The sequence below is a fragment of the Bradyrhizobium sp. ma5 genome, from assembly GCF_042258955.1.
Classification (GTDB): domain Bacteria; phylum Pseudomonadota; class Alphaproteobacteria; order Rhizobiales; family Xanthobacteraceae; genus Bradyrhizobium.
The window spans coordinates 2,169,949-2,189,696 of the sequence record NZ_CP170156.1 but is presented as its reverse complement, the minus strand read 5'-3'; the positions used below and the strand labels follow the sequence as shown (position 1 = coordinate 2,189,696).

Genomic DNA, 19,748 nt, shown 5'->3' with positions numbered 1-19,748 from the left:
CTTCGCCCGAACGCTAGCCCGTCAGTTGCTCGCGCTAGAGCGGCTCGAGCAGCGTGATCTCTCCTACGCAAGGCTAGCCAATACTCTCAGACCGCAGCTCCGAATACCAAAACTCTTCTCGTGCCGATAGGCGGTCGAGGGTGCGCACTGCGACCAGATCGACCGCTATCTTCTTCGAATCATCTATTGCGAGGCTCGCCAGGGTTTAACATTCCTGGATCGAGGCGAATCCCATATTTGGAAAGCGGGCGAAATGGCGTAAGTATCGCTCCGGCTCGAGATATGACATCTCGCTAGTCGCAAGTTGGAAAGGCTGGCGTCAGAGTGGCTGTGACCTGCAAACAGTCCTCAGGGCCGACGACCTTGATAGACCCGTTCTCTTTTGACGCCGGTTGCATGAGTACTTCCTCCAGCCAAATTCGTACGAGCGGCTTCGATGACAACGCCGACAATGGACAGCCGTAAGAAGCTACGGACCAGGAGACTCTCGGCGCTCGCTCGATAGCCTGGCCATTCATTGGCCCGCCGTTACGGCTTCCTGGCCTCCCGTGACCGGCCTGACCTTACTGTGACCGAGCATGCACGATTTTGGCCCAGCGCGTGGCGGTAGTTGACGAGAGCGATGTCAGTTTCGCGACAGCTTGGCGGGCTGTGTACATGAGGTCGTTTGCTTCCGGACGAACACACGCGAAGGCCAAGCGTGCGATTCAGCAGAATTGCAGGTACGGCTCGCCCCGCTCATTGCTGGCCTGTCTCTTGCTATACTGGGGCTGTTCACAATCTGCCCATCGTCAACTCGTTCAAATGCCCAGGAGGCCTACATGAATTTCCGTCCGCTTCACGACCGCGTCGTGGTCAAGCGCATCGACGCTGAGGAGAAGAGCGCTGGCGGCATCATCATTCCCGATACCGCCAAGGAAAAGCCCTCACAGGGCGAAGTCATCGCAGTTGGCCCGGGCGGCCGTGACGAGACCGGCAAACTGATTCCGATCGACGTCCAGGTCGACGATCGCGTGCTGTTCGGCAAGTGGTCGGGTACCGAGGTCAAGATCGACGGCCAGGAGCTGTTGATCATGAAGGAGAGCGATATCATGGGCGTTCTCACCGACGTGTTTTCCAAGAAGAAAGCCGCCTAATCTAGCGCTCGCACCGCTCACCCTGACGAGCGCCCGCCGGGCACGCCGAAGGATGAGAAAATAGAAGGACTGAGGGAATTCATTATGTCAGCCAAAGAAGTCAAGTTCGGCGTAGACGCGCGCGACCGCATGCTGCGCGGTGTCGACATCCTCGCTAACGCCGTGCAGGTCACGCTGGGTCCGAAGGGCCGCAATGTCGTGCTCGAGAAGTCGTTCGGCGCTCCCCGCATCACCAAGGACGGCGTCGCCGTCGCCAAGGAGGTCGAGCTGGAGGAGAAGTTCGAGAACATGGGCGCCCAGATGGTGCGCGAGGTCGCCGCCAAGGCGGCGGACGCCGCGGGCGACGGCACCACCACCGCAACCGTGCTCGCGGCTGCCATCGTTCGTGAAGGCGCCAAGTCGGTTGCCGCCGGCATGAACCCGATGGACCTGAAGCGCGGCATCGACCTGGCTGTGGAAGCCGTTGTCGCCGACCTCGTCAAGAACTCCAAGAAGGTCACCTCCAACGAGGAGATCGCTCAGGTCGGCACCATCTCGGCCAACGGCGATGCCGAGATCGGCAAGTTCCTCTCCGACGCCATGAAGAAGGTCGGCAACGAGGGCGTGATCACGGTCGAGGAAGCCAAGTCGCTCGAGACCGAGCTCGACGTCGTCGAAGGCATGCAGTTCGATCGCGGCTACATCTCGCCCTACTTCGTCACCAACACCGACAAGATGCGCGTTGAGATGGACGACGCCTACATCCTGATCAACGAGAAGAAGCTCTCCTCGCTGAACGAGCTGCTGCCGCTGCTCGAGGCCGTGGTGCAGACCGGCAAACCGCTGATCATCGTCGCTGAAGACGTCGAAGGCGAAGCGCTCGCCACGCTCGTCGTCAACCGCCTGCGCGGCGGCCTGAAGGTCGCGGCCGTCAAGGCTCCGGGCTTCGGTGATCGCCGCAAGGCCATGCTGCAGGACATCGCGATCCTGACCGGCGGCCAGGCCATCTCGGAAGACCTCGGCATCAAGCTCGAGAACGTCACGCTCGCCATGCTCGGTCGCGCCAAGAAGGTGATGATCGACAAGGAGAACACCACGATCGTCAACGGCGCCGGCAAGAAGGCCGACATCGACGCCCGCGTTGCCCAGATCAAGGCGCAGATCGAGGAGACCACCTCGGACTACGACCGTGAGAAGCTGCAGGAGCGTCTCGCCAAGCTCGCGGGCGGCGTCGCGGTGATCCGCGTCGGCGGCGCGACCGAAGTCGAGGTGAAGGAGCGCAAGGATCGCGTTGATGACGCGATGCACGCGACCCGCGCGGCTGTCGAGGAAGGCATCCTGCCGGGCGGCGGCGTCGCCCTGCTGCGTGCTTCCGAGCAGCTCAAGGGCCTGCGCACCAAGAACGACGACCAGAAGACCGGCGTCGAGATCGTGCGCAAGGCGCTGTCCTGGCCGGCCCGCCAGATCGCGATCAATGCCGGTGAAGACGGCTCGGTCGTGGTTGGCAAAGTCCTCGAGCAGGATCAGTACTCTTACGGCTTCGATGCGCAGACTGGCGAGTACAGCAACCTTGTCTCCAAGGGTATCATCGATCCGACCAAGGTCGTGCGCATCGCGGTCCAGAACGCCTCCTCGGTGGCGGCACTGCTGATCACCACGGAAGCGATGGTTGCCGAGCTGCCGAAGAAGAACGCCGGCGGCCCCGCGATGCCTCCCGGCGGCGGCATGGGCGGCATGGACTTCTAAGTCCAGCCTCTGAATCCATCGATGACAAGCAGGACCCTGGCAGCAATGCCAGGGTTTTCCAACTTCGGGCGGGCTTGCAACGATTGGCAGCCCTTGCAAGCTTGGAGGCGGATCGGCAGGTCGCGCGAGAACTCTAACGCCAATGCAGGCTGCAGTCAGCGTGCCGTTCGTGAGGTGGCCCTCGGGCAAGCCTTCGCGTCGTGCTACAGGAAGGGTGTTGGTGGCCGAGAGACCGAGGGCGCTTGCGGCCGCATAATAGGGAGCACGGCCGTGCCTGATCAGCGCGTCCATCGACCCTGGAGCAGACGCGCTGACACGTTCCCAAGCCGCAAGACACACGAGCCCTTTCCTCAAGAGGACAGGTACGGAGAGCCTCCCGAGATTCTCCGTGATGTGGATGCCAACTGCGACGCACCCGCTTACCCCTTGACAAGGCGACGTCGGGACAAAGGTGCCATGCTGTCGCATTCGGGATAATTCGGCAATGAGCGCCGCTCGCCTGAGAGACCATAGATCACAAACCATAAAACGGAGCTTGGGGATCTCCATCGAGAGAGAACGAAAAGCAAAGGGCTGGCTGGGTGGATAGCTGGAACACCCTTCTACCACGGGCTAAAGCCGATAGGTGGGGGCCACTACGGACCAGGTGTTCCCGTGCCCAGCGCGAAAGTTAATGCTCGCATCCGTCTCTTGAGACAATACGCTTCTTCATCACCGCTTAGCATGCGGTGTTGACAACGCAACGTCACGTTCCCGCCTTCTCAAATGATCTAAGATCTAGCTTCCTTGGGCCCGGTTGCCACTATCCTGAGTACTGTATACAGGATCACTCCTTTTGAAATGGAGGAAGTGACAGACATCATAGCACTCAGCATTGCTTATGCGGAAGCCACAGGCCGATATGCGCCTCTCCAGGAAGAACGGATCGAAAGCGAACGCCTGGAACCCGTGGAGCAGTCTAAGCGGACGTAGTCATCGGTACGCACTACACTCTGAACGGCGATGCCACAAAGATCATAGTATTCGAGGCGCGCAACCGTTGCCGTCTCGCTCGTTGAAAAGAGCGACAAAGCGAGATCAAAGGGCGCTCGGCAGACCAGTGCGAGAAATTCCATTGGCGCATCCATCGTACCGAGAAAATTAAATGGCAATATGCAAAGCACACGTCCGTCATATCGGATCATTATCTCATTGATCAGCCGGGTTCTCTTGAAGAATTTGTTAGCATCACATCGGATAACCGCTCCGCGCCCATTTTTTAACCGCCGTGTACGAGGTGGGTTTATATCGATGCCAAGGTAATCATTGTAATCGCCTTTGACGCCGATCAGGCGATAGGCGCTACAACCTACCTCAATGATCAAATCGTATCGGCTCGCGCGCAGGAGATCGCGATAGAAGCGTCTCTCATAATCATGGAACCGACGCACCTTGACGGTGAAGTGGTTCGGACACATGAGACGCATGCCTGCGTCGCAGAGATAGATCGTTCGATTGACTTGCACCGATTGGTGGGCGGAGGAGTTCACCGTTGCCTCACATCATTTCGCTTAAACATAAATTCTGCAGCATCGCCGCCCAATTGCTGTGGTCAATTCATCGCTCAGCATTTTCGCGGCTGACGCCATATCTGCCACGGTTTGCTCGGTGCAGATCAGGTCGACCAAAGTGCCCGGCGCCGTCCAGCTCTCGGGCAGATCTGTTACGTCAACAGTCATAAGATCCATCGAAACGAAGCCGACGATTGGCACGCGCGTCCCACATATAAAGGCATACCCTCGATTGCCTAGAATGCGCGGGAACCCATCGCCGTAGCCGATGGAGGCCGTAGCGACCCGCATCCGCCTCTCCGCGCGGTAGGATCCGTGGTATCCGATCGCTTCGCCACGCTTTACCTTACGGCATTGAATGATTTGCGTTCGCAGACCAACGACTTGCGACGGCTTGAAGCAGGGATCATCGGACGTCGAAAGGCCGAAAATCCCCCCACCGCACCTTGTGAGGTCAAAATGAAATTCACATCCCGCGAATAGTCCGGCCGAGTTCGACAGCGAAAGAATAGCCTTCGGGAACAAATAGGTGAGTTTGCGGAACCGCTTCAACTGTTGAAGACTGATCTCGTTTCGCCACTCGGCGCAGGCGAGCTGGCTCATGAACAGCGCTACGGGCAATTCCGACAGCCCGTTTTCATTCTCGGCGATTGTCTGCAACTCATCAATGAGAAAACCCAGTCGAGACAGGCCGGTGTCGACATGGATACCCGCTGGCAACGCGCGATTGCGAAGTCGGCAATGCCGAAGCCAGGCCTCCAGTTGCTCCCTGCTGTTGAGGATCGGCAACAACTCATGCTGCTCGGCCAACAGCTCCATACCTGGCATAACGCCGTGGAGCATGTAGATCTTTGCAGAGGACGGCAGCACATCGCGCACGGCAATGCCTTCCTCCACATCAGCTACAAAAAAATGCGTACAGCCAAGGTGAGCAAGGAACGGCGCTAAGCGCGCCGCGCCAAGGCCGTAGGCGTCGGCCTTGACAACTGCGCCGCAGGCGCTGTTTGGCGCAAGCGCCTGACACTTCCGATAATTGGATTGAATGGCGCTGAGATCAACTATCATGGTCGATCTCGAGCGATCGCGACAACCGGCATCTGCGAATTTGCGAGAGAGGTTGAGTTCGAAATCCATCGTATCTGGCATGGCCCCCTCATGTCACGGTGATGACATGGCGACTAGGGCGCATACAGGGCACGTATTGCCTCTTCCGCGCAGGCCGGCCCAAAGCGAAACCCGTTACCCGCTCCACCACCAATGACGTACAGACCGGCGACATTGCTAGCTGGCTGGGAGAACGGGACACCATAGTCAGAATAGCAATCGCAGAACACACGCGCAGAGGCCACCGCGGGCACGTCCGAGGAGAACCATTTTGCCAGGATTGCGGTGGCGCGCGCGAGATCATCCGGACTGACATGCAGCCCATCGGTGTCGGGCTTCACATCCCATTCCTGCGAGGTAAAGCTGAACAACCAATATCCCTCCTCGATCATGGGAACGAGGAAAGCGTAGTCATCGAGCAAGCCGATCATTGGACACGTCGGGGCGGGGCGTGCCGCCAAGTGAAGCGCGACCACCTTTTTAACTCGCAAACGCGGCTCCTCTGCGAGAAGCCCACGCAGGGGCGAATCGGGTAGCCACGGCCCAATCGCCAGGATGGCCCGCCTCGCCGTGATTTCGCCGCCATCAGAGGTTCGGAGAAGAAGATTGCTTCGTCCCTGCCGTATCCTTTCAATAGATGTCTTTTCGCATATCGAAATACCGACAGCTTTGAGCCTTTGGGCCAGATCCTGAACAATGGAATTCACCGGACTGTAAGACCCCCGATCCAGTGCCACAGCCATACCTCCGGGGATCACAAAACGGGGCAGCGAGGAAAGCCTCTCGGTCAGCGCAAAAGAAGTTGATGGGGTAGCACCGCCCACGCTACTCAGTCGGGCGAGTTCGTTGGGAGCGCGTGTCAACCAATACACGTCACAGTCTCGGCCGTTGCGCCAAAGCCCATGGGGATAGATACCTCGCCAGAACCTTGAACCAGGATTGACGAGGCTTCTTTCCTTTTCATTACAACAGATGTTGACTTGGATTCCGGGAGCAAACCCACTGGCACCTGCCCCAACGGTATCTCGTTCGAAGATGACGATTCTTTCGCGCGGACTATTGCGCGCTGCCATGAAGGCAGCACTCAGGCCCATGACGCCGGCGCCAATGACGGCAAGATCACAAACCCCGTCGGTCATCGGGCTTCTTTCCAGGAGATGGACAAGGCGCTCAAAACGTCACTGCCACGATTTTCCAAATGATGGGTTTGATCTGGGTGCAGAAACACCAGGTCTCCTGCCGTGACGACCAACTCACCATCGTCAGTTATCACCCGGCCGTGGCCGCTCGTGATGCGCCAGATCTCGCTGGGACGGATGGGAATGAGGCGTCGACGCCGCAAACGGAGCCAGCCGGAATTCGATGAGGTCCACCGGACAAGTGGTCTCGGGATCAGCTATTTCCTCGACGTGCTGCACCAATACACCGGGGCTATAGACCCCCATGTCGCCCAGGGTCATCAACCGTGGATTCTTCATAGTATACTCCGAATGAACATAGGGTGGTGGTGGCATGCTGCCGAGTTTTTCAACAAGAGCCCTCAAAGCCAACGCCACTCCACTTGACGACGCCCGTTGCAGGTCGACAATCGTAAACGACGCGGCCGATGATAGAATTGAGGACTGTTGAAGCGCGCCAAGCAACCAAGCTCAGATTTGTATCAGCGATGCCATGTTGAAAGCGCGCGCCATTCTGTCGTACAAGCGACATTCGTCGGGGCCATCAAAACGAGCCGAAAAGTCCGGCTCGACCACGATCTCTTGAGAGCCACCGGGGGCACTCACGACCGTGAGCCGGCTTGCGATCGGCTCCAGAAACGAAGGGATTTCGGTGCGGTAGCCGGTGGCTAAGACGACAATATCAGCGACATGTTCTGAACAATCGCCTGTCGTCCGCTGTCGTAAGCCAAAGCGAAAAGGAGATAGGCCGCGCAAGTCTTCAGCGCTGGTGTCGACGCGTATTTCTACGTGATTCGGGTAAGCCCGCTTATGAGCGACGCGATCGTACAGCGCGTTGTAGATAGCGCGTAGCGTTGAACTGTTGACGCCATCGCTGGCCAATGACTGCCGCTCCAGAATTTGAGTTCGAGTTGAGTCACTTTGCTCAAAGAACCAACCACCATATTGCGGAAAGAACCATTCATTGACGAAAGGGCTGTCCTCGAGCGCGAATATGTTTGCGCGACGCGTCACCCATGTCAGAGCCCCCAGCGCTCCGCATGCGCCACTCAGTAAATGAAGAAATATTTCTGCCCCGCTTTGCCCGCCGCCGACGACCACAGCGCGCTTGCGCGACAATTCGCGGCGCTGGAGCAGAAGAGTACTCGCGTGAAACACCTCGTTTGGTGGTGCATTGCGGCCCCAATCAGGGATAGACGGCACTCTTCCCACGCCAAGTACAGCCGTGGATGTTTGATATCTGCGGCGACTGGTTATGACCTCAAAGGAGTTGCCGCGGAGTTCGAGAGCAGTAACATGTTCGCCAAATCGAATGTTCGTCAGCTTTTTCGCCGCCCATCGCAAATAATCTTCAAATTCACTCCGGCTAACGCGGTCAAGTCCACGGACAATGGCTTGATAAAGTCGTCTTTGATCATGCAAATAGGCAAGGAAGCTGTATGCGCTCGTCGGATCCGCCGGTGTGACCAGGTCCTTTAATGGGCTGGTCTGCATAACGGCGCCTCCTATGAGCATGCCCGGATGCCACTGAAGCGTCTCTGACCTTTCCAGGATGTGCAGAGACATTTCCGGGATCGGTGCCGCAAGCGCTGCCAAGCTTAGATTCGCCGGCCCGGCACCGATCGCGATTACGTCACAGCCATCGCTTTCCTTCAGCATCCCATCATCCCTAAACGGAGCCGCTCAATGCTTCCCGCCGGTTGAGAACACTTGAATTGTAAGAAGTACGTCATTAGCGACGATAAGCATGATCGTGCTCATCAGCAGATGATCGAAGTTGCCGGCTTTCACGATCTGCGCGGCGATATATGGAAATCCGAATAGGCCGATGAAGTAGGAGAGCGTGAAGACCTGAGAAGCAATAGCCAACGATGTCCCATCGATACCTGCAATGTGGACAACCATGCTGTTCAATGTCGAATAGCTGAGACCATATCCCAGCGCGAACATCGTTGTGCCGAGGATATAGGTTGTCATACTACCTGCATTCACGAAAAGGATGACCAGTCCCGCGATTGTGCACACGATGAGAAACGCGGCCACGCGCTCAAGACGACACTTTCCGATTACCGGCGCCACCGCAAACCGCAAGAAGACGGCCGTCAGCGTGAAGACCAGAAAGAATGTATCGGGAGATTGCGCTCGCGACGCAGCGTAAAGCGCTTGAAAGGTTGAAAGGCCTGCGAAAACGCAGGCCCCGACACCGATCATGATTATCGGATAGCGCGTGTTCGATCTAAGGGTTCCCAGCACGCCCTCGAAGGTAAGTCGCACGGTCGACATTCTGATCCGAGGAGCTTGCGCCAGTGCCCCACCGGCGAACGCCAAAAGCGTCGTACCAACGAGACATGCGGCCGCAAATGAAACGTAAACTGCAATGTAGGATCCCGCCACTTTCGCCATGGCGCGTGCAAGGGGGGCAGCAAGCCCGATGCCCATCATTTGAGATCCGGAAAGCAAGGTAACATACTTGAGACGGGCGTCAGCTCGCACGTGACACAAGACTTGAAGAGGCGCCAGTATGTAGAACACTGACCATCCCCCCCGAGAAAAAGCCCGCCGATGTAAGCGAAGAGCGTCAGAATTGATGCTGATGCGAAACAAATCATCGCTATCGCCATCATCGCCGCGGCAAGGGTGATCGTTCGCATCATGCCCAGTACATCGGCAATGCGGCCAGCTACGAGCGAACAGAGTATTGTCGCGATGGTACCGGTCGAAATGATGGCGCCGGCGGTCGTGGCACTTTGTCCATTGGACCGCAGAGCGTCCACGAGAAAGAAACTTGAGCCATAGGATGCCGCTAAGCTGATGCTACCAAGCATGAAGGGGATTGAGATTTCCAACGAGACAGCATCGGGCAATTCTTCGACCGGAACGATGTTCGTGACCGGGGTCATGCCGCGATCTTCCCGGGAAGGCATCGATCAATATCTGCGGCCGCTAACCTGCTTCCGTTGAGTTTCGGCACAGTTCCGCTTCGCTGGGTTGAAGGCCTCGAAGCGCATGCGGCAAGGGGATGCCCGCCATGACCGAGCCAATGCCATACGGCTTGCGTTATCTTTGGCATCAGTGGCCAGGCCAGTATGCTAAACCCCATCAACCATGTGTAAGCTGTCTGAGGGTCCGGCGCGGAACCGACACAATCGACCCATTCGACAACCGACCTCGACGCTCGGGATACTCGCAGATGGTCTAGCGAAAGGGCGGCACATTGCTTCTCATAGAGCCGATCCAGCGTGACCATCATCGCAGACTCTACGTAGCACCCGGTGAGAGCCGGCACCCCGCTTATGGACTCCGTGCAACGGTCGATGGCTGCAGATATCTTATCGAAAACTGCGTTGCAGCGATCGGCCAACTGCTCTGACACCAAATCGGTCTCGGTCTCTTCCGGGCAGATTTCCGACAGGTACACCCGAAGAACATCGACAGATATGTTTGGAATTCGAGCGATTTCACCTGCCCAGATCACGTGACCTCGGCTGGTGGAGAACTTCGATCCGTTCAGCCGAAGGAAGTGGTTAAAGAAAATTCGATCAAACGGCCGAAACGAGTTCTGCCCCAATGCACATCCTGTAACTCCGACAAGCATCGGAATTGTGTTATCGATGCCTGTAGCGCTAATGAGGAACGCATCGGAATCGCGGGAAAAAGGACTGGGCTTACCGGAGCCCTCTGTGTCTTTATGCCCGCAATAGAGAGAATGAGCGTAGAGTAAGGAGGAATAGCTAAATAGTATCTGCTGTGTATTGCAATGCGGCGAATTCCAAGCCATTCCGTGCAGTCCCGGTACGGTCACCCGCATTTGCTGTCCTTTGCGTGCGACATACCGCTTCCCTATGTCCAGGAAGCTAGCTTCGATGGCCGTGTCCTCCCACGCCCGTCGGAGTCGGTCGTTTCCCGAAATTGAAAGAAAGGCGGAAATGTTGTCGGTCCATTCCACGATCCGCCCTCGCCGCGACACTGGGCTCAACGCTTCCTCGGGCTCGAAATGATGGCCACAGTGTTCGCAGAAGAAGCTACCTGCAGATGCTTCACAAATCGGACAGGTTGCACCAAACCAGCCTCCAATGCAGAAGCGCTCTTCTCGTGGCACAGCCGTCGAAACCGCATCGTCCACTGGTAAGCGTGCTGCACGGAAATGTAGCGCGCCGGCTGCTAGCAAGGCGTCCATGAGCGCGTTGCTGACATTCGAAAATCGTCGCAGATTCCCGCCATACGCCGGATCATCGAAATGATCGAAAACGAGACCTAGTGAGGCAAGATCTTCCACAATTTTGATATGGAAGCCATGTGCCAGGTCCGATGGGTCAACTTTTTCAAGAGCCGCTCGGACCAGGACATGGTTCTCGAAGCCGTCCGTCGTCAGCCCAGAGCGGACATGATGCCCCGCCCTCTTCAGGTGCTTCTGTACGACATCCATTCTGAGGAATGGCCCGGCAGCGTGCCCGAGATGTGCTCTGCCATTGGCGGTCAAGTTGACGGGCGAGATGTACACATCGATAGGATGCGTGTTCGCTACGTCTATCCGCGAGATGGTTGGGCTTCTTCTCATATCTGCAAAAAAACGTTCTTGAGCACAGAGATAGCCAAACAGATGCCCCGGAAACCACCAAGGCGCAGGCGGCTTGACGGAGTTGTGGACGCAATCGGGTTGCGTATTCCAAACCGGGCTCCACAGTCCGTCGAAAGCCTTTAGCGCTCTGTTTGAGGTTTTCGAGCAGACGCCCCTCTTCCGTAAGCGGCAAAGAGATCCCATCTGGCCGAGTGGGTGAGCGATCGGCTATCGGCTGCTGAGTTTGTGAGCCGATGTGAGCTTCTATGTCTGCGCCTAGTTCTGAAACTAGAACCTTCCATATGATCGAAGCGGTCGCCGAGCGTTTTGAGGGGGCGCCGCGACAGCTTCGCCGACGCTGGTCGGATGAGTTCAAGGCACAAGTTGTGGCAGAGGCGCTGGAGCCCGGCGCGAGTGTATCGGGGATCGCCCATCGGATCGGCATTCACCCGTCGCAGCTCTTCGCCTGGCGTCGCGATGCTCGGGCCGAACGAACTTACCTGTCGCGGCCTTCGAGTCGCGAAGCCGCGGTGGCGGGCATGGCGGACGCCGTGATCGAGATTGCCATTGGCGAGGTCGTCGTGCGCGCCGGCGTCGATGTCGACGAGGCCCACTTGATGTGTTCCGGGCCAAAAGAGCCGACAGAATCAAGATCGTATGGTGGGATGGCTCTGGCGTGTGCCTCTATTTGAAACGTCTCGAAAAGGCGACGTTCTGCTGGCCGCGGATCGGGCATCATCGGGTGCAGCTTACCCCCGCGCAGTTGATGGCGCTGGTGGATGGGATGGACTGGAAGCGGGTCCGGACTGTGCCGGTCAGGCCGCCGGAGATTGTTGGGTAAAAACGCTGCGACGAAGTGAATCAACTGCCTGAAAGGGCGAGAGAACCGGAGCAAAATGTGCTCTGGTCGGGTCAATGACGCCGCCCGATCTCGACCTCCCGAATGACGTAGAGACGCTGAAGACCATGGTGCTTGCCATGGCCGAGAAGGCGGCCCGTGTCGATGCTCTGGAGAGCGAGGTCGACGATCTCAAGGCCCGCAACGCCGATGCCGACGCGCGCATCGCGCGGCTGACGCAGATCCTGAAGGCCTTTGACCGCGCCCGGTTCGGCCGACGATCGGAGAAGCTCGGCCCTGCGAGCATCGATGATGAACAGCAGGTCTTTGCCTTCGAGGAGATCGAGACCGGCATCGCTGCGATCAAGGCACAGGTCAACAAGGGCCGCGAGCGTGCGGATGGCAAACGCGCACCTCGTCGGCGCAAAGGCTTCGCCTCCCATCTGGAACGGATCGAGGTTGTCATTGAGCCGGAAGCATTGGCTGAGCATGCCGGTAAGCAGAAGGTGCTGATCGGCGAAGACGTGTCGGAGCGTCTGGATGTGGAGCCGGCGAAGTTCCGCGTCATCGTCACGCGCCGGCCCAAGTATGCCTTCAAGAACGAGGACGGCGTGATCCAGGCGCCGGCCCCAGCCCACATCATCGAGGGTGGCATTCCGACCGAAGCCCTTCTGGCCCAGATCGCCGTCTCCAAGTACGCCGATGGCCAGCCGCTCTACCGGCAGGAAGCCATCTACGCCCGCGACCAGGTCGAACTTGACCGCCAGCTGATGGCGCAATGGATGGGCAAGCTCGGCTTCGAGCTGGAGATCGTGGCCAACTACATCTTCAGCGAGGTCAAGAAGGCGGATCGGATCTTTGCCGACGAAACGACCTTGCCGACCCTGGCTCCCGGCTCCGGATCCACGAAGACGGCCTACTTATGGGCCTATGCCCGAGATGACCGAACTTTTGGCCGCAGCGGTCCGCCGATGGTGGCGTATCGCTTCGAAGACAGCCGCTCCGGCGAATGCGCGGTCCGGCATCTCAACGGTTATCGCGGCATCCTGCAGGTGGACGGCTATGCCGCGTATAACAAGCTGGTGCGCCCGGATCGCGCCAATGACAGCGTCACCTTGGCTGGCTGCTGGTCACACAGCCGGCGCAAGTTCTATGAGCTGCATGTTGCAGGAAGTTCGAAAGTGGCAACGGCGACGGTCGAGCGGATGGCGACGCTCTGGCAGGTCGAGAAGACCGTGCGCGGTCAAAGCCCCGACGCACGCGTTGCCGCGCGCCAGCAAGCCTCCTCGGCGGTCGTCGCAGATCTCTTCGATCTCTGGCAGCAGACTTTGCGACGGATCTCCGGCAAATCAAAACTGGCCGAGGCAATCCGCTATGCAGTCTCGCGCCGTGCCATCTTCGAACGCTTCCTGGCTGATGGTCGCATCGAGCTCGACTCCAACATCGTCGAACGCGCCATCAGACCACAAACAATTACGAGAAAGAATAGCCTCTTTGCCGGTAGCGACGGCGGCGGACGAACCTGGGCGACCATCGCAACACTGCTGCAGACAGCAAAGATGAATAACGTCGATCCGTTCGCCTGGCTCAGCCTAACGCTTCAGCGTATCGCCAACGGCTGGCCGAGCGGCGAAATCGACGCGCTTATGCCATGGAACCACGCCGCCTGACGGCCGCAGCTTGCCGCTTACCCTCTTCCGCGTAATTCTTGACGAATAGCTCTACCGCAGCTCGCGACATGGCCAATCTCCCCGCCTCTGCTCAATGAGGACAATTATCCGCCTCCCTTGAAAGCCATCGACGATGACGCCGCGAACAAAGCAAGCAGCGCCCCAAGATGAAATTCCTGATTCTGCGCTTTGTCTGGACCTGCGTATCGTCGGCTTTCCGACGTTGGTCGCGAACCTAACAAGTGGCTCGGTAAAGGCGGATGAGAGCTCGTTGCTCCCAGAACGGCCGATCGGCAGCGATGCCGAAAACTGACGGTTCAGTATGCTGGACCAACCGGCCTCATCGTGCACCGTGAAACCGAAGTCTTCCGAGTACCGCCCAGTCTCGAAGAACCACTTCTTGTGACCATCGAATGTCTAGCTTTCGGCGAGTTCCCATTGGCATAGCTGCCGACGAACATCAGCCAAGGACATAATCCTTCGATGACGTGCGGCGTGAGCAACGTCTGCGTGGCCAAGTCAGACGAGCGCGGCGCCGTCTGAGGAGCGAGGCGGACCTAGCCGGGACCGTCTCCCACCAAAAGTTACCGGTCCGGCAAGTTGTTCTGTCATGATATCACAGTTGAAAGCCACGGACCGGCGTCGTCGATCGCACGCGTCGCGACGAGCGTGAGCCACGCAGGATGACGTAGCCGACGTCTGGCGGCTTGAGCACCGTGTATGAAGAGCGCCCGCAAGAGCAAGCGATCTCGTTGAACTCTCGGCGGCTCGCCACATAGCTTTCCGAGGGCCCTTCGTCAAGCCCACGCTCTAACATCTTCAGGGCTGCGGTGAGCTCCAGTATCGGCATATCTAGCGCACTTTGGCGGCGGCACAATCGGCCTTCGCGGCCGACGGTATTGCACCCCAGAGCCGATGCGAACGTTCTCAGTCTCGATCGCCGCCGTTCCGCCAGAGGATCCACGCGTGGACATCGGCAAGGTACGCCAGAAGCGCTAAAAAACTCAGACTATTTTTTGTGTGACGACCGTCGATATATCATGTCCGTTCAGGTTACTGTAGCGGTCGGCGAGACTTTTTAACAGCTCACCCAACTGATCTGACCGAACAGTGAATTCTCCATAGTTGGGATCAAAGAGGGTCGTCATTCCATTCGACGTCGACGTTGCCAATGTGTGTGCGCCACCTGCGGCGAACCGCAAGCCGAGCAAATAGATCGATGGGTCGTCGGTGACTTCGTTCACTATCTGGGCAACGCGCGAAGATGTACCAAACCTATACCGCGTCTGGTCGGCGGATGGATCCAGGCCCGCTTCGCGCAACATTGTAATTTTTGCCTGAAGGTTGTGAGAACCTCCCGCCCTATCGCTTCGCAGCAGCGTATCGAGATCTTCATACCGCTGCTGCCGCGTTGCCGCTGAGGCGTGGCTTTGAGCACCCGGGCGCAGCGCATTCATTCGGGAGGACGGACTGCGATTGAGATTGAGGAGCCACTCCGCTGTCAAACCAACGCAGATACCATTGACATTGGCCCCGGGCAATTCAGCAGTCCTGTATTGGAACAGGGGACGGATTGGACTGGCCGGAGAGGAGGGATTTGAGTCGGAGGACAGAGAGGATGTGCTGGGGTTTGAGGAGCCTGGACTGTAAACGTTTGCATCTGAGGTATGTGGCTTGCTGCAGCAGAGCCCCATTTTGTCGTACAGTTCCTCAGGTGCCAGGCTTTCGCGTTGCAGGAGATCCATAAGCGCTTGCGAAAAGTTGCTATTGTCTGGCGACTGCCCCTGTTCGTCAGCATGATCGATACGTTTCGATTGGCTACCAACTCGATTATCCATGGCGGCTGCCTCATGAGCGTACGTTTCCTCAGAGCGGGTGCGGACTGCTTGCGCCCTGCTCGCGAATGATATTGCGGCTAGCTGACGACGAGCTGACGAGCAAACAAGCTCGGACATGACGCCGCACCCATGCAGGCGATCTGGCGAGCCGACCGTCTTTACTCACCCAGCCCCGCTCCAGACGCGAGGGCGGTGGACGACGTGCTTGTGGCTCTTGGAAGGTGGCCGGCCATCGGCCTTGGTGAGATGCTGCTGTTGCTTGCGGACCAAAGTTCAGCGCGATTTCGCGAAAACTGGCGTCAATACCGGCAAGAACCAACTCCAATCTATCTTTCCGTCCACAATGGAATTGGCCGCACCTGGCATAAGAGACATCAGAGACATCTCTTGAACCGGTTCAGTACGCTGTCAGCCCTCCTGCTCGGCAGCAGCGATTTCACGCTTCAGAACCCCTGTACGTTGTCGACAGGCGGAAGAACCCGACATGTCCGCCGGTGGCGCGACCTTCCAGTGGCGCCGAACCGATGTTTCTGCACGCGCTCGGCCTCAACTTCGGCGCGGATATCGTTGACCCAACCCATCATGCGGTCGCGCGCATCCGTGCCGACAACATTGCCGCTTCGGATGGTCCCAGCCCAACGATGCCTACAAAACTCGGCGGGGGCATTGGAATGTCCTGATGAGTGGGTCTCCACAGATGCAGGCAATACCGGCTGTTATTCACATATTGCGAATGTGGCGGATGCAGTTGCATTACGCACTCCTCCTCATCCCAGAACAGGTTTTTGACAAAGCACATCTCTTCCCAGTTCGGACAACGCCGCGGCGTCGAGACAGCGACATGCTCCCAGCCAGGACGGAGCAATCCACTGATCTTCAATTCACACCCGCAAGGCCCCTGCACAAAGAACAGGCCGCAAGGGCCTGATCCCGGAACGCTGGCGAACTGGCCGTATTGTACGCGGCCGGCCTCCAGTTTCTCTATGATCTGCGCTCGCACGCTCCCTCCTTTGCCTCACGGATCGCTTTGAAATCGACGTAGATGACGTTGTCTCGCAGCTGGTTAGCCGGGGCCAGTTCGGTCGTCAGCGCAGCGTTTCCATACCACTGTTTAGCGAACCATCTGCTGAGAAAACCGCAGATGTCCATCATCACTTGTTCTCCTACCATCAGTTTTCGGAAGTTCACTTCGCGTTTCAGGGACCCGACGAACGCTCTCACGAGCTCCTGATTGCCTGAATGCGGACCCTGCACGATCTACTCGATCCGAATCAGCGCGCAAACTGGACTTTCACGCTGATGATGGGCCCGGCGAGTGGGCCCGCCAGATAACCCCGTCACCAAGCGAACCTCACGCAGGCATCTTGCTCATCGACGCCAGCAAGCGCTAGCCGCACATCGGCGAGCAGCGCGCGCTTCGGCAACAGAATTCTGCTCTTGAGCTTTCGGACTTGCAAAACAAGCTCTCCCTGCCCCTGCCCATTCCCCCCGGAGATGTGCTTGAGCATATGAAATTGGCCGATCGCGGCCCGTCAGTTCACCGCCAATAAATCTATCGTCATCCCGGCGTGCTCCATATAATGGCCTCCGACATCTACACTCCCATTATGGCTCGCAAGCCGCGTGGCACCCGCACCGGGTCAAAGGCGATATCGCGTCGGCGGCGATGCTGCTTCGTGATGCGGTATTTGATCATTCGCGGCCTTCTGGTTGCCGAGTCTGAAACATTGCCAATGCGTCATCTATGTGACCACCGTTGAGTTGTATAAGGACTAAATCGACTGGGCTCGCATCAGAGCCGCAGACGCTCGGCATACTACCTCCTTGATTGAACGCTGAGACAACATCTAGCGGATCGCCTGCCATCTCAGTGCCTCCTTACAAGGTGACGATCCGAGAACGTGATTAGTCCGCTGTATTGACTGCAACTGCGACCATCGGCGGGTCTTGCGCAGCGTCATTACGATGCAACTCCTAACGCATTGTTGCCGGTATGGCGCTAGCAGACCACTCACCTTTTACCTGCTACTTCCGGTGCTGTCTTTCAGACATCAATGTCGCGAATCCGACTACGGGCAGTTACGTGGAACACGACAGACACGTATTTTCTGTGCCAAAGCGGTGCCGGGACTTCTCCGCCGGTGGCATGCTGATTGCTGTGGTTAAAGAAACGCGAACCAACAGAACGTAATATATCCAAGCAACAATTCACAATGGACTATTGTTTGGTCCTGATCGATACAGTGAAAGCCGCGCGACAAAATCATCCGCTGGGTGCTCCCCGCGCAACAAACAAGATGATGACACCTGATCCTTTGAAAGCCGACTGCGAACTTATGACCGATACGAGGCATCCAGACGCCAGCCTTTTTCTGTGGACCGGCGTGGCGTGTGATGAATGACGCACTGTCGCACTCCAAAGCACCCCAGGATCAGGCATTACGGCGCTGATTGCCGATCTTGGCAGGCGCAAAGGAGGTGGAACCTGTGGCCGCTGGCCGCGCTTCTCCTAAATGCGCTGCTCTGGGCCGGTGTTTGCTGATCATCGCAGCGTTCTTATGAGTGCAATAACCTCGACGAACTCGCGAAGCTCACGACAAAATGGTGGGCGGGTATACAAGGCCTTTTCGACGCATCCTGCGGAGCCGACTCGGCCGGATCATCCGCGACATCCGCCGCAAGGTCGGCCAGTCCTCGAGGCGTTCGCGCTGCAGCTGGGGTGGGCCGCCGAGATCCGTTCGCAACAGCAGCGCAAGCGCGGCTGGAAGCTTTACTTCTTCCGCGCCTTCGAGGTCGAATGCATCGGCAAGGACAACGCCGCCGCGCCCTACGAATTCGGCGTCAAGCCTCCATCGTCTCCGTTAATCGGCCTGCCCCCGGCGGCTAGTTCGTGCTGTACGCCAGGGCGTTGCCGGGCATTCACGATTATTGGGAGCCATCTAACGCGACCCAAGAGCCGCCCGTGCGGCTCGCCATACGGCGTCACCTCAACGTCGCATGCAAGCGCCACTGACTTGCCCGCACCGAGCGACGCGTGACGTTTTGTTCTTCACCGATAACGCTGCGTAGCGGTCTATGCGGGCGTTTGATCGAGGCGCGGCGACGGCCTACAGATCCTGATCGGGCCATGCATCGTCCGAATTTCTGGGCGTCTGCCACTCTTGGGCACGCCGCGCCAGCTTGTCGTATTCCATGGCAGTCTTAAGAAGCCGATCTCTGGGTTTGCCGTAAGCGAGCGCTTCCGCTTTCTTTCGCGTTGCTTCCGCACGGCCTCGCCAGTGGTCGGGCTCGCAGAGTTTACTTTTCGGTTTCATGCCCAGAGCATGCAATTCGCAGATCAAAGAAATGCGACACCGGCGCTACGTACAATTACGTAACAGCACGCTGGAGGTCTCCGTTGCCCAATGCGATCGTCACACCAAAAGTCGGCGCTGAGTGTTGCTTGCGCTGCCCCGCACCCATGCACAGCCGCCGCCGTTCAGAAAACACGATGTGCGACCTTGCAGCCGAAACTCATACGAGATAGCGCACACCTCAGGCATCTTCATGTCTTCAGGCAACTGGACGCACGAAAAGGCTTGAATCGCACGTAGCGTTAGATTGTAGGATCCTAAGTGGGGACCACCTCCGACAATCTAGACGCTTCCCGACAGGTACTGAGAATTGCGAATGTCTCACTCATCCAGATTCGTTCGGCGAGACTCAATCACGATTCCAGGATCCTCCGATTGCACGGCTGTCTGCATTTCATTGGAGGCCGGTTCAGCCGCGGCTGAACGAAATCACGCGTTTCGGGATCTGCACGGGGACGCTCTCCCGTCGTACTAGCCGCGTGGAAACGGGCGCTCGGCAAAGGCTCGATCTCAGAAATCCCGCCCGTCGTCTTCACATCAAGTGGAATACAGGTTGCAAGGCTACAACACACATGACGTAGGCGCGCGCGACCATGGTTCGCTCCCCACCATCGAGTGCATCATTCGCAATGGCTTAAGCGCACCTTGCTTCTACCTCATCGCTCTGCCACGCGACACCTTGGCCCGGGCCGCAAGTCTTGTTCGATCCTACGTCGCGCCGGCTATGGCGTCATCAGGGGGCTGGCAGGTTAGTCGGCCGAGCCCGGCACCCTAAAGCATGCCACGCCCACGCAATGC

Annotated in this window: 16 protein-coding genes and 1 pseudogene; 6 read left to right on the top strand and 11 right to left on the bottom strand. The window is 58.0% G+C overall.

What is annotated here, in order from left to right; genetic code table 11:
• Positions 1-821 precede the first annotated feature (821 nt).
• Both ACE103_RS10110 and groL read left to right on the top strand, forming a co-directional pair.
• On the top strand, positions 822-1,136 hold the full coding sequence (locus ACE103_RS10110; RefSeq protein WP_342710144.1) for a co-chaperone GroES: 315 nt from the start codon (positions 822-824) through the stop codon (positions 1,134-1,136).
• A gap of 84 nt (positions 1,137-1,220) precedes the next feature.
• On the top strand, positions 1,221-2,861 hold the full coding sequence (groL, locus tag ACE103_RS10105) for a chaperonin GroEL (protein ID WP_375779288.1): 1,641 nt from the start codon (positions 1,221-1,223) through the stop codon (positions 2,859-2,861).
• 878 nt (positions 2,862-3,739) lie between these two features.
• Here the strand turns inward: groL and ACE103_RS10100 are convergent.
• From ACE103_RS10100 to ACE103_RS10060, 9 genes are all read right to left on the bottom strand, one after another.
• The gene (locus ACE103_RS10100) at positions 3,740-4,390 is read right to left on the bottom strand and encodes a hypothetical protein (RefSeq protein ID WP_375779287.1); all 651 of its coding nucleotides are present in this window, start codon (positions 4,388-4,390) and stop codon (positions 3,740-3,742) included.
• Positions 4,391-4,411: 21 nt separating this feature from the next.
• Entirely contained in the window at positions 4,412-5,557 is a 1,146-nt protein-coding gene (alr, locus tag ACE103_RS10095; RefSeq protein ID WP_375779286.1) for an alanine racemase, read from the bottom strand.
• A 32-nt stretch (positions 5,558-5,589) separates the two neighbouring features.
• Entirely contained in the window at positions 5,590-6,654 is a 1,065-nt protein-coding gene (locus ACE103_RS10090; RefSeq protein WP_375779285.1) for an NAD(P)/FAD-dependent oxidoreductase, read from the bottom strand.
• Positions 6,651-6,788 carry a hypothetical protein gene (locus ACE103_RS10085; protein ID WP_375779284.1) on the bottom strand — a complete coding sequence of 46 codons (138 nt, stop codon included), beginning with the start codon at positions 6,786-6,788 and terminating at the stop codon, positions 6,651-6,653. The genes ACE103_RS10090 and ACE103_RS10085 overlap by 4 nt, the downstream gene beginning before the upstream one ends.
• Entirely contained in the window at positions 6,778-6,993 is a 216-nt protein-coding gene (locus ACE103_RS10080; protein WP_375779283.1) for a hypothetical protein, read from the bottom strand. The genes ACE103_RS10085 and ACE103_RS10080 overlap by 11 nt, the downstream gene beginning before the upstream one ends.
• Before the next feature lie 171 nt (positions 6,994-7,164).
• Positions 7,165-8,352: a SidA/IucD/PvdA family monooxygenase gene (locus tag ACE103_RS10075; protein ID WP_375779282.1), complete on the bottom strand. Its 1,188-nt coding sequence runs from the start codon at positions 8,350-8,352 to the stop codon at positions 7,165-7,167.
• A gap of 24 nt (positions 8,353-8,376) precedes the next feature.
• Complete coding sequence (locus ACE103_RS10070; RefSeq protein WP_375779281.1) at positions 8,377-9,135, bottom strand: hypothetical protein; 759 nt, start codon at positions 9,133-9,135, stop codon at positions 8,377-8,379.
• Positions 9,132-9,593 (bottom strand): hypothetical protein, encoded by a 462-nt coding sequence (locus ACE103_RS10065; RefSeq protein ID WP_375779280.1) that lies wholly within the window; start codon positions 9,591-9,593, stop codon positions 9,132-9,134. Before ACE103_RS10065 ends, ACE103_RS10070 begins: the two co-directional genes overlap by 4 nt.
• Positions 9,590-11,119 (bottom strand): class I tRNA ligase family protein, encoded by a 1,530-nt coding sequence (locus ACE103_RS10060; RefSeq protein WP_375779279.1) that lies wholly within the window; start codon positions 11,117-11,119, stop codon positions 9,590-9,592. The genes ACE103_RS10065 and ACE103_RS10060 overlap by 4 nt, the downstream gene beginning before the upstream one ends.
• Positions 11,120-11,553: 434 nt before the next feature.
• On the opposite strand from ACE103_RS10060, the gene ACE103_RS10055 reads away from it, so the two are divergent.
• The 3 genes from ACE103_RS10055 (at position 11,554) to ACE103_RS10045 (ending at position 13,759) form a co-directional block, all read left to right on the top strand.
• The gene (locus tag ACE103_RS10055; RefSeq protein WP_375779278.1) at positions 11,554-11,943 is read left to right on the top strand and encodes a transposase; all 390 of its coding nucleotides are present in this window, start codon (positions 11,554-11,556) and stop codon (positions 11,941-11,943) included.
• Positions 11,871-12,092 (top strand): IS66 family insertion sequence element accessory protein TnpB, encoded by a 222-nt coding sequence (gene tnpB, locus ACE103_RS10050; protein ID WP_375779277.1) that lies wholly within the window; start codon positions 11,871-11,873, stop codon positions 12,090-12,092. The genes ACE103_RS10055 and tnpB overlap by 73 nt, the downstream gene beginning before the upstream one ends.
• Positions 12,093-12,166: 74 nt before the next feature.
• On the top strand, positions 12,167-13,759 hold the full coding sequence (locus tag ACE103_RS10045) for an IS66 family transposase (RefSeq protein WP_375779276.1): 1,593 nt from the start codon (positions 12,167-12,169) through the stop codon (positions 13,757-13,759).
• Positions 13,760-14,763: 1,004 nt separating this feature from the next.
• Here the strand turns inward: ACE103_RS10045 and ACE103_RS10040 are convergent.
• Together ACE103_RS10040 and ACE103_RS10035 are read right to left on the bottom strand one after the other, a co-directional pair.
• Positions 14,764-15,597: a YopT-type cysteine protease domain-containing protein gene (locus ACE103_RS10040; protein WP_375779275.1), complete on the bottom strand. Its 834-nt coding sequence runs from the start codon at positions 15,595-15,597 to the stop codon at positions 14,764-14,766.
• 981 nt (positions 15,598-16,578) lie between these two features.
• Positions 16,579-16,749: a hypothetical protein gene (locus tag ACE103_RS10035; protein WP_375779274.1), complete on the bottom strand. Its 171-nt coding sequence runs from the start codon at positions 16,747-16,749 to the stop codon at positions 16,579-16,581.
• A 1,431-nt stretch (positions 16,750-18,180) separates the two neighbouring features.
• Here ACE103_RS10035 and ACE103_RS10030 point away from each other — a divergent pair.
• A pseudogene (locus tag ACE103_RS10030) lies at positions 18,181-18,481 on the top strand (IS5/IS1182 family transposase); the annotation flags it as partial.
• Positions 18,482-19,748 lie beyond the last annotated feature (1,267 nt).

Excerpts from the sequence above, each read along its gene's own strand:
- groL (WP_375779288.1), top strand. The coding sequence starts at position 1,221 with ATGTCAGCCAAAGAAGTCAAGTTCGGCGTAGACGCGCGCGACCGCATG.
- ACE103_RS10060 (WP_375779279.1), bottom strand. The coding sequence starts at position 11,119 with ATGGATGTCGTACAGAAGCACCTGAAGAGGGCGGGGCATCATGTCCGC.
- ACE103_RS10090 (WP_375779285.1), bottom strand. The coding sequence starts at position 6,654 with ATGACCGACGGGGTTTGTGATCTTGCCGTCATTGGCGCCGGCGTCATG.
- ACE103_RS10045 (WP_375779276.1), top strand. The coding sequence starts at position 12,167 with ATGACGCCGCCCGATCTCGACCTCCCGAATGACGTAGAGACGCTGAAG.
- ACE103_RS10040 (WP_375779275.1), bottom strand. The coding sequence starts at position 15,597 with ATGGATAATCGAGTTGGTAGCCAATCGAAACGTATCGATCATGCTGAC.
- ACE103_RS10110 (WP_342710144.1), top strand. The coding sequence starts at position 822 with ATGAATTTCCGTCCGCTTCACGACCGCGTCGTGGTCAAGCGCATCGAC.
- ACE103_RS10065 (WP_375779280.1), bottom strand. The coding sequence starts at position 9,593 with ATGACCCCGGTCACGAACATCGTTCCGGTCGAAGAATTGCCCGATGCT.
- ACE103_RS10075 (WP_375779282.1), bottom strand. The coding sequence starts at position 8,352 with ATGCTGAAGGAAAGCGATGGCTGTGACGTAATCGCGATCGGTGCCGGG.
- alr (WP_375779286.1), bottom strand. The coding sequence starts at position 5,557 with ATGCCAGATACGATGGATTTCGAACTCAACCTCTCTCGCAAATTCGCA.
- ACE103_RS10055 (WP_375779278.1), top strand. The coding sequence starts at position 11,554 with ATGATCGAAGCGGTCGCCGAGCGTTTTGAGGGGGCGCCGCGACAGCTT.
- ACE103_RS10070 (WP_375779281.1), bottom strand. The coding sequence starts at position 9,135 with ATGATGGGCATCGGGCTTGCTGCCCCCCTTGCACGCGCCATGGCGAAA.
- ACE103_RS10080 (WP_375779283.1), bottom strand. The coding sequence starts at position 6,993 with ATGAAGAATCCACGGTTGATGACCCTGGGCGACATGGGGGTCTATAGC.
- ACE103_RS10035 (WP_375779274.1), bottom strand. The coding sequence starts at position 16,749 with ATGATGGACATCTGCGGTTTTCTCAGCAGATGGTTCGCTAAACAGTGG.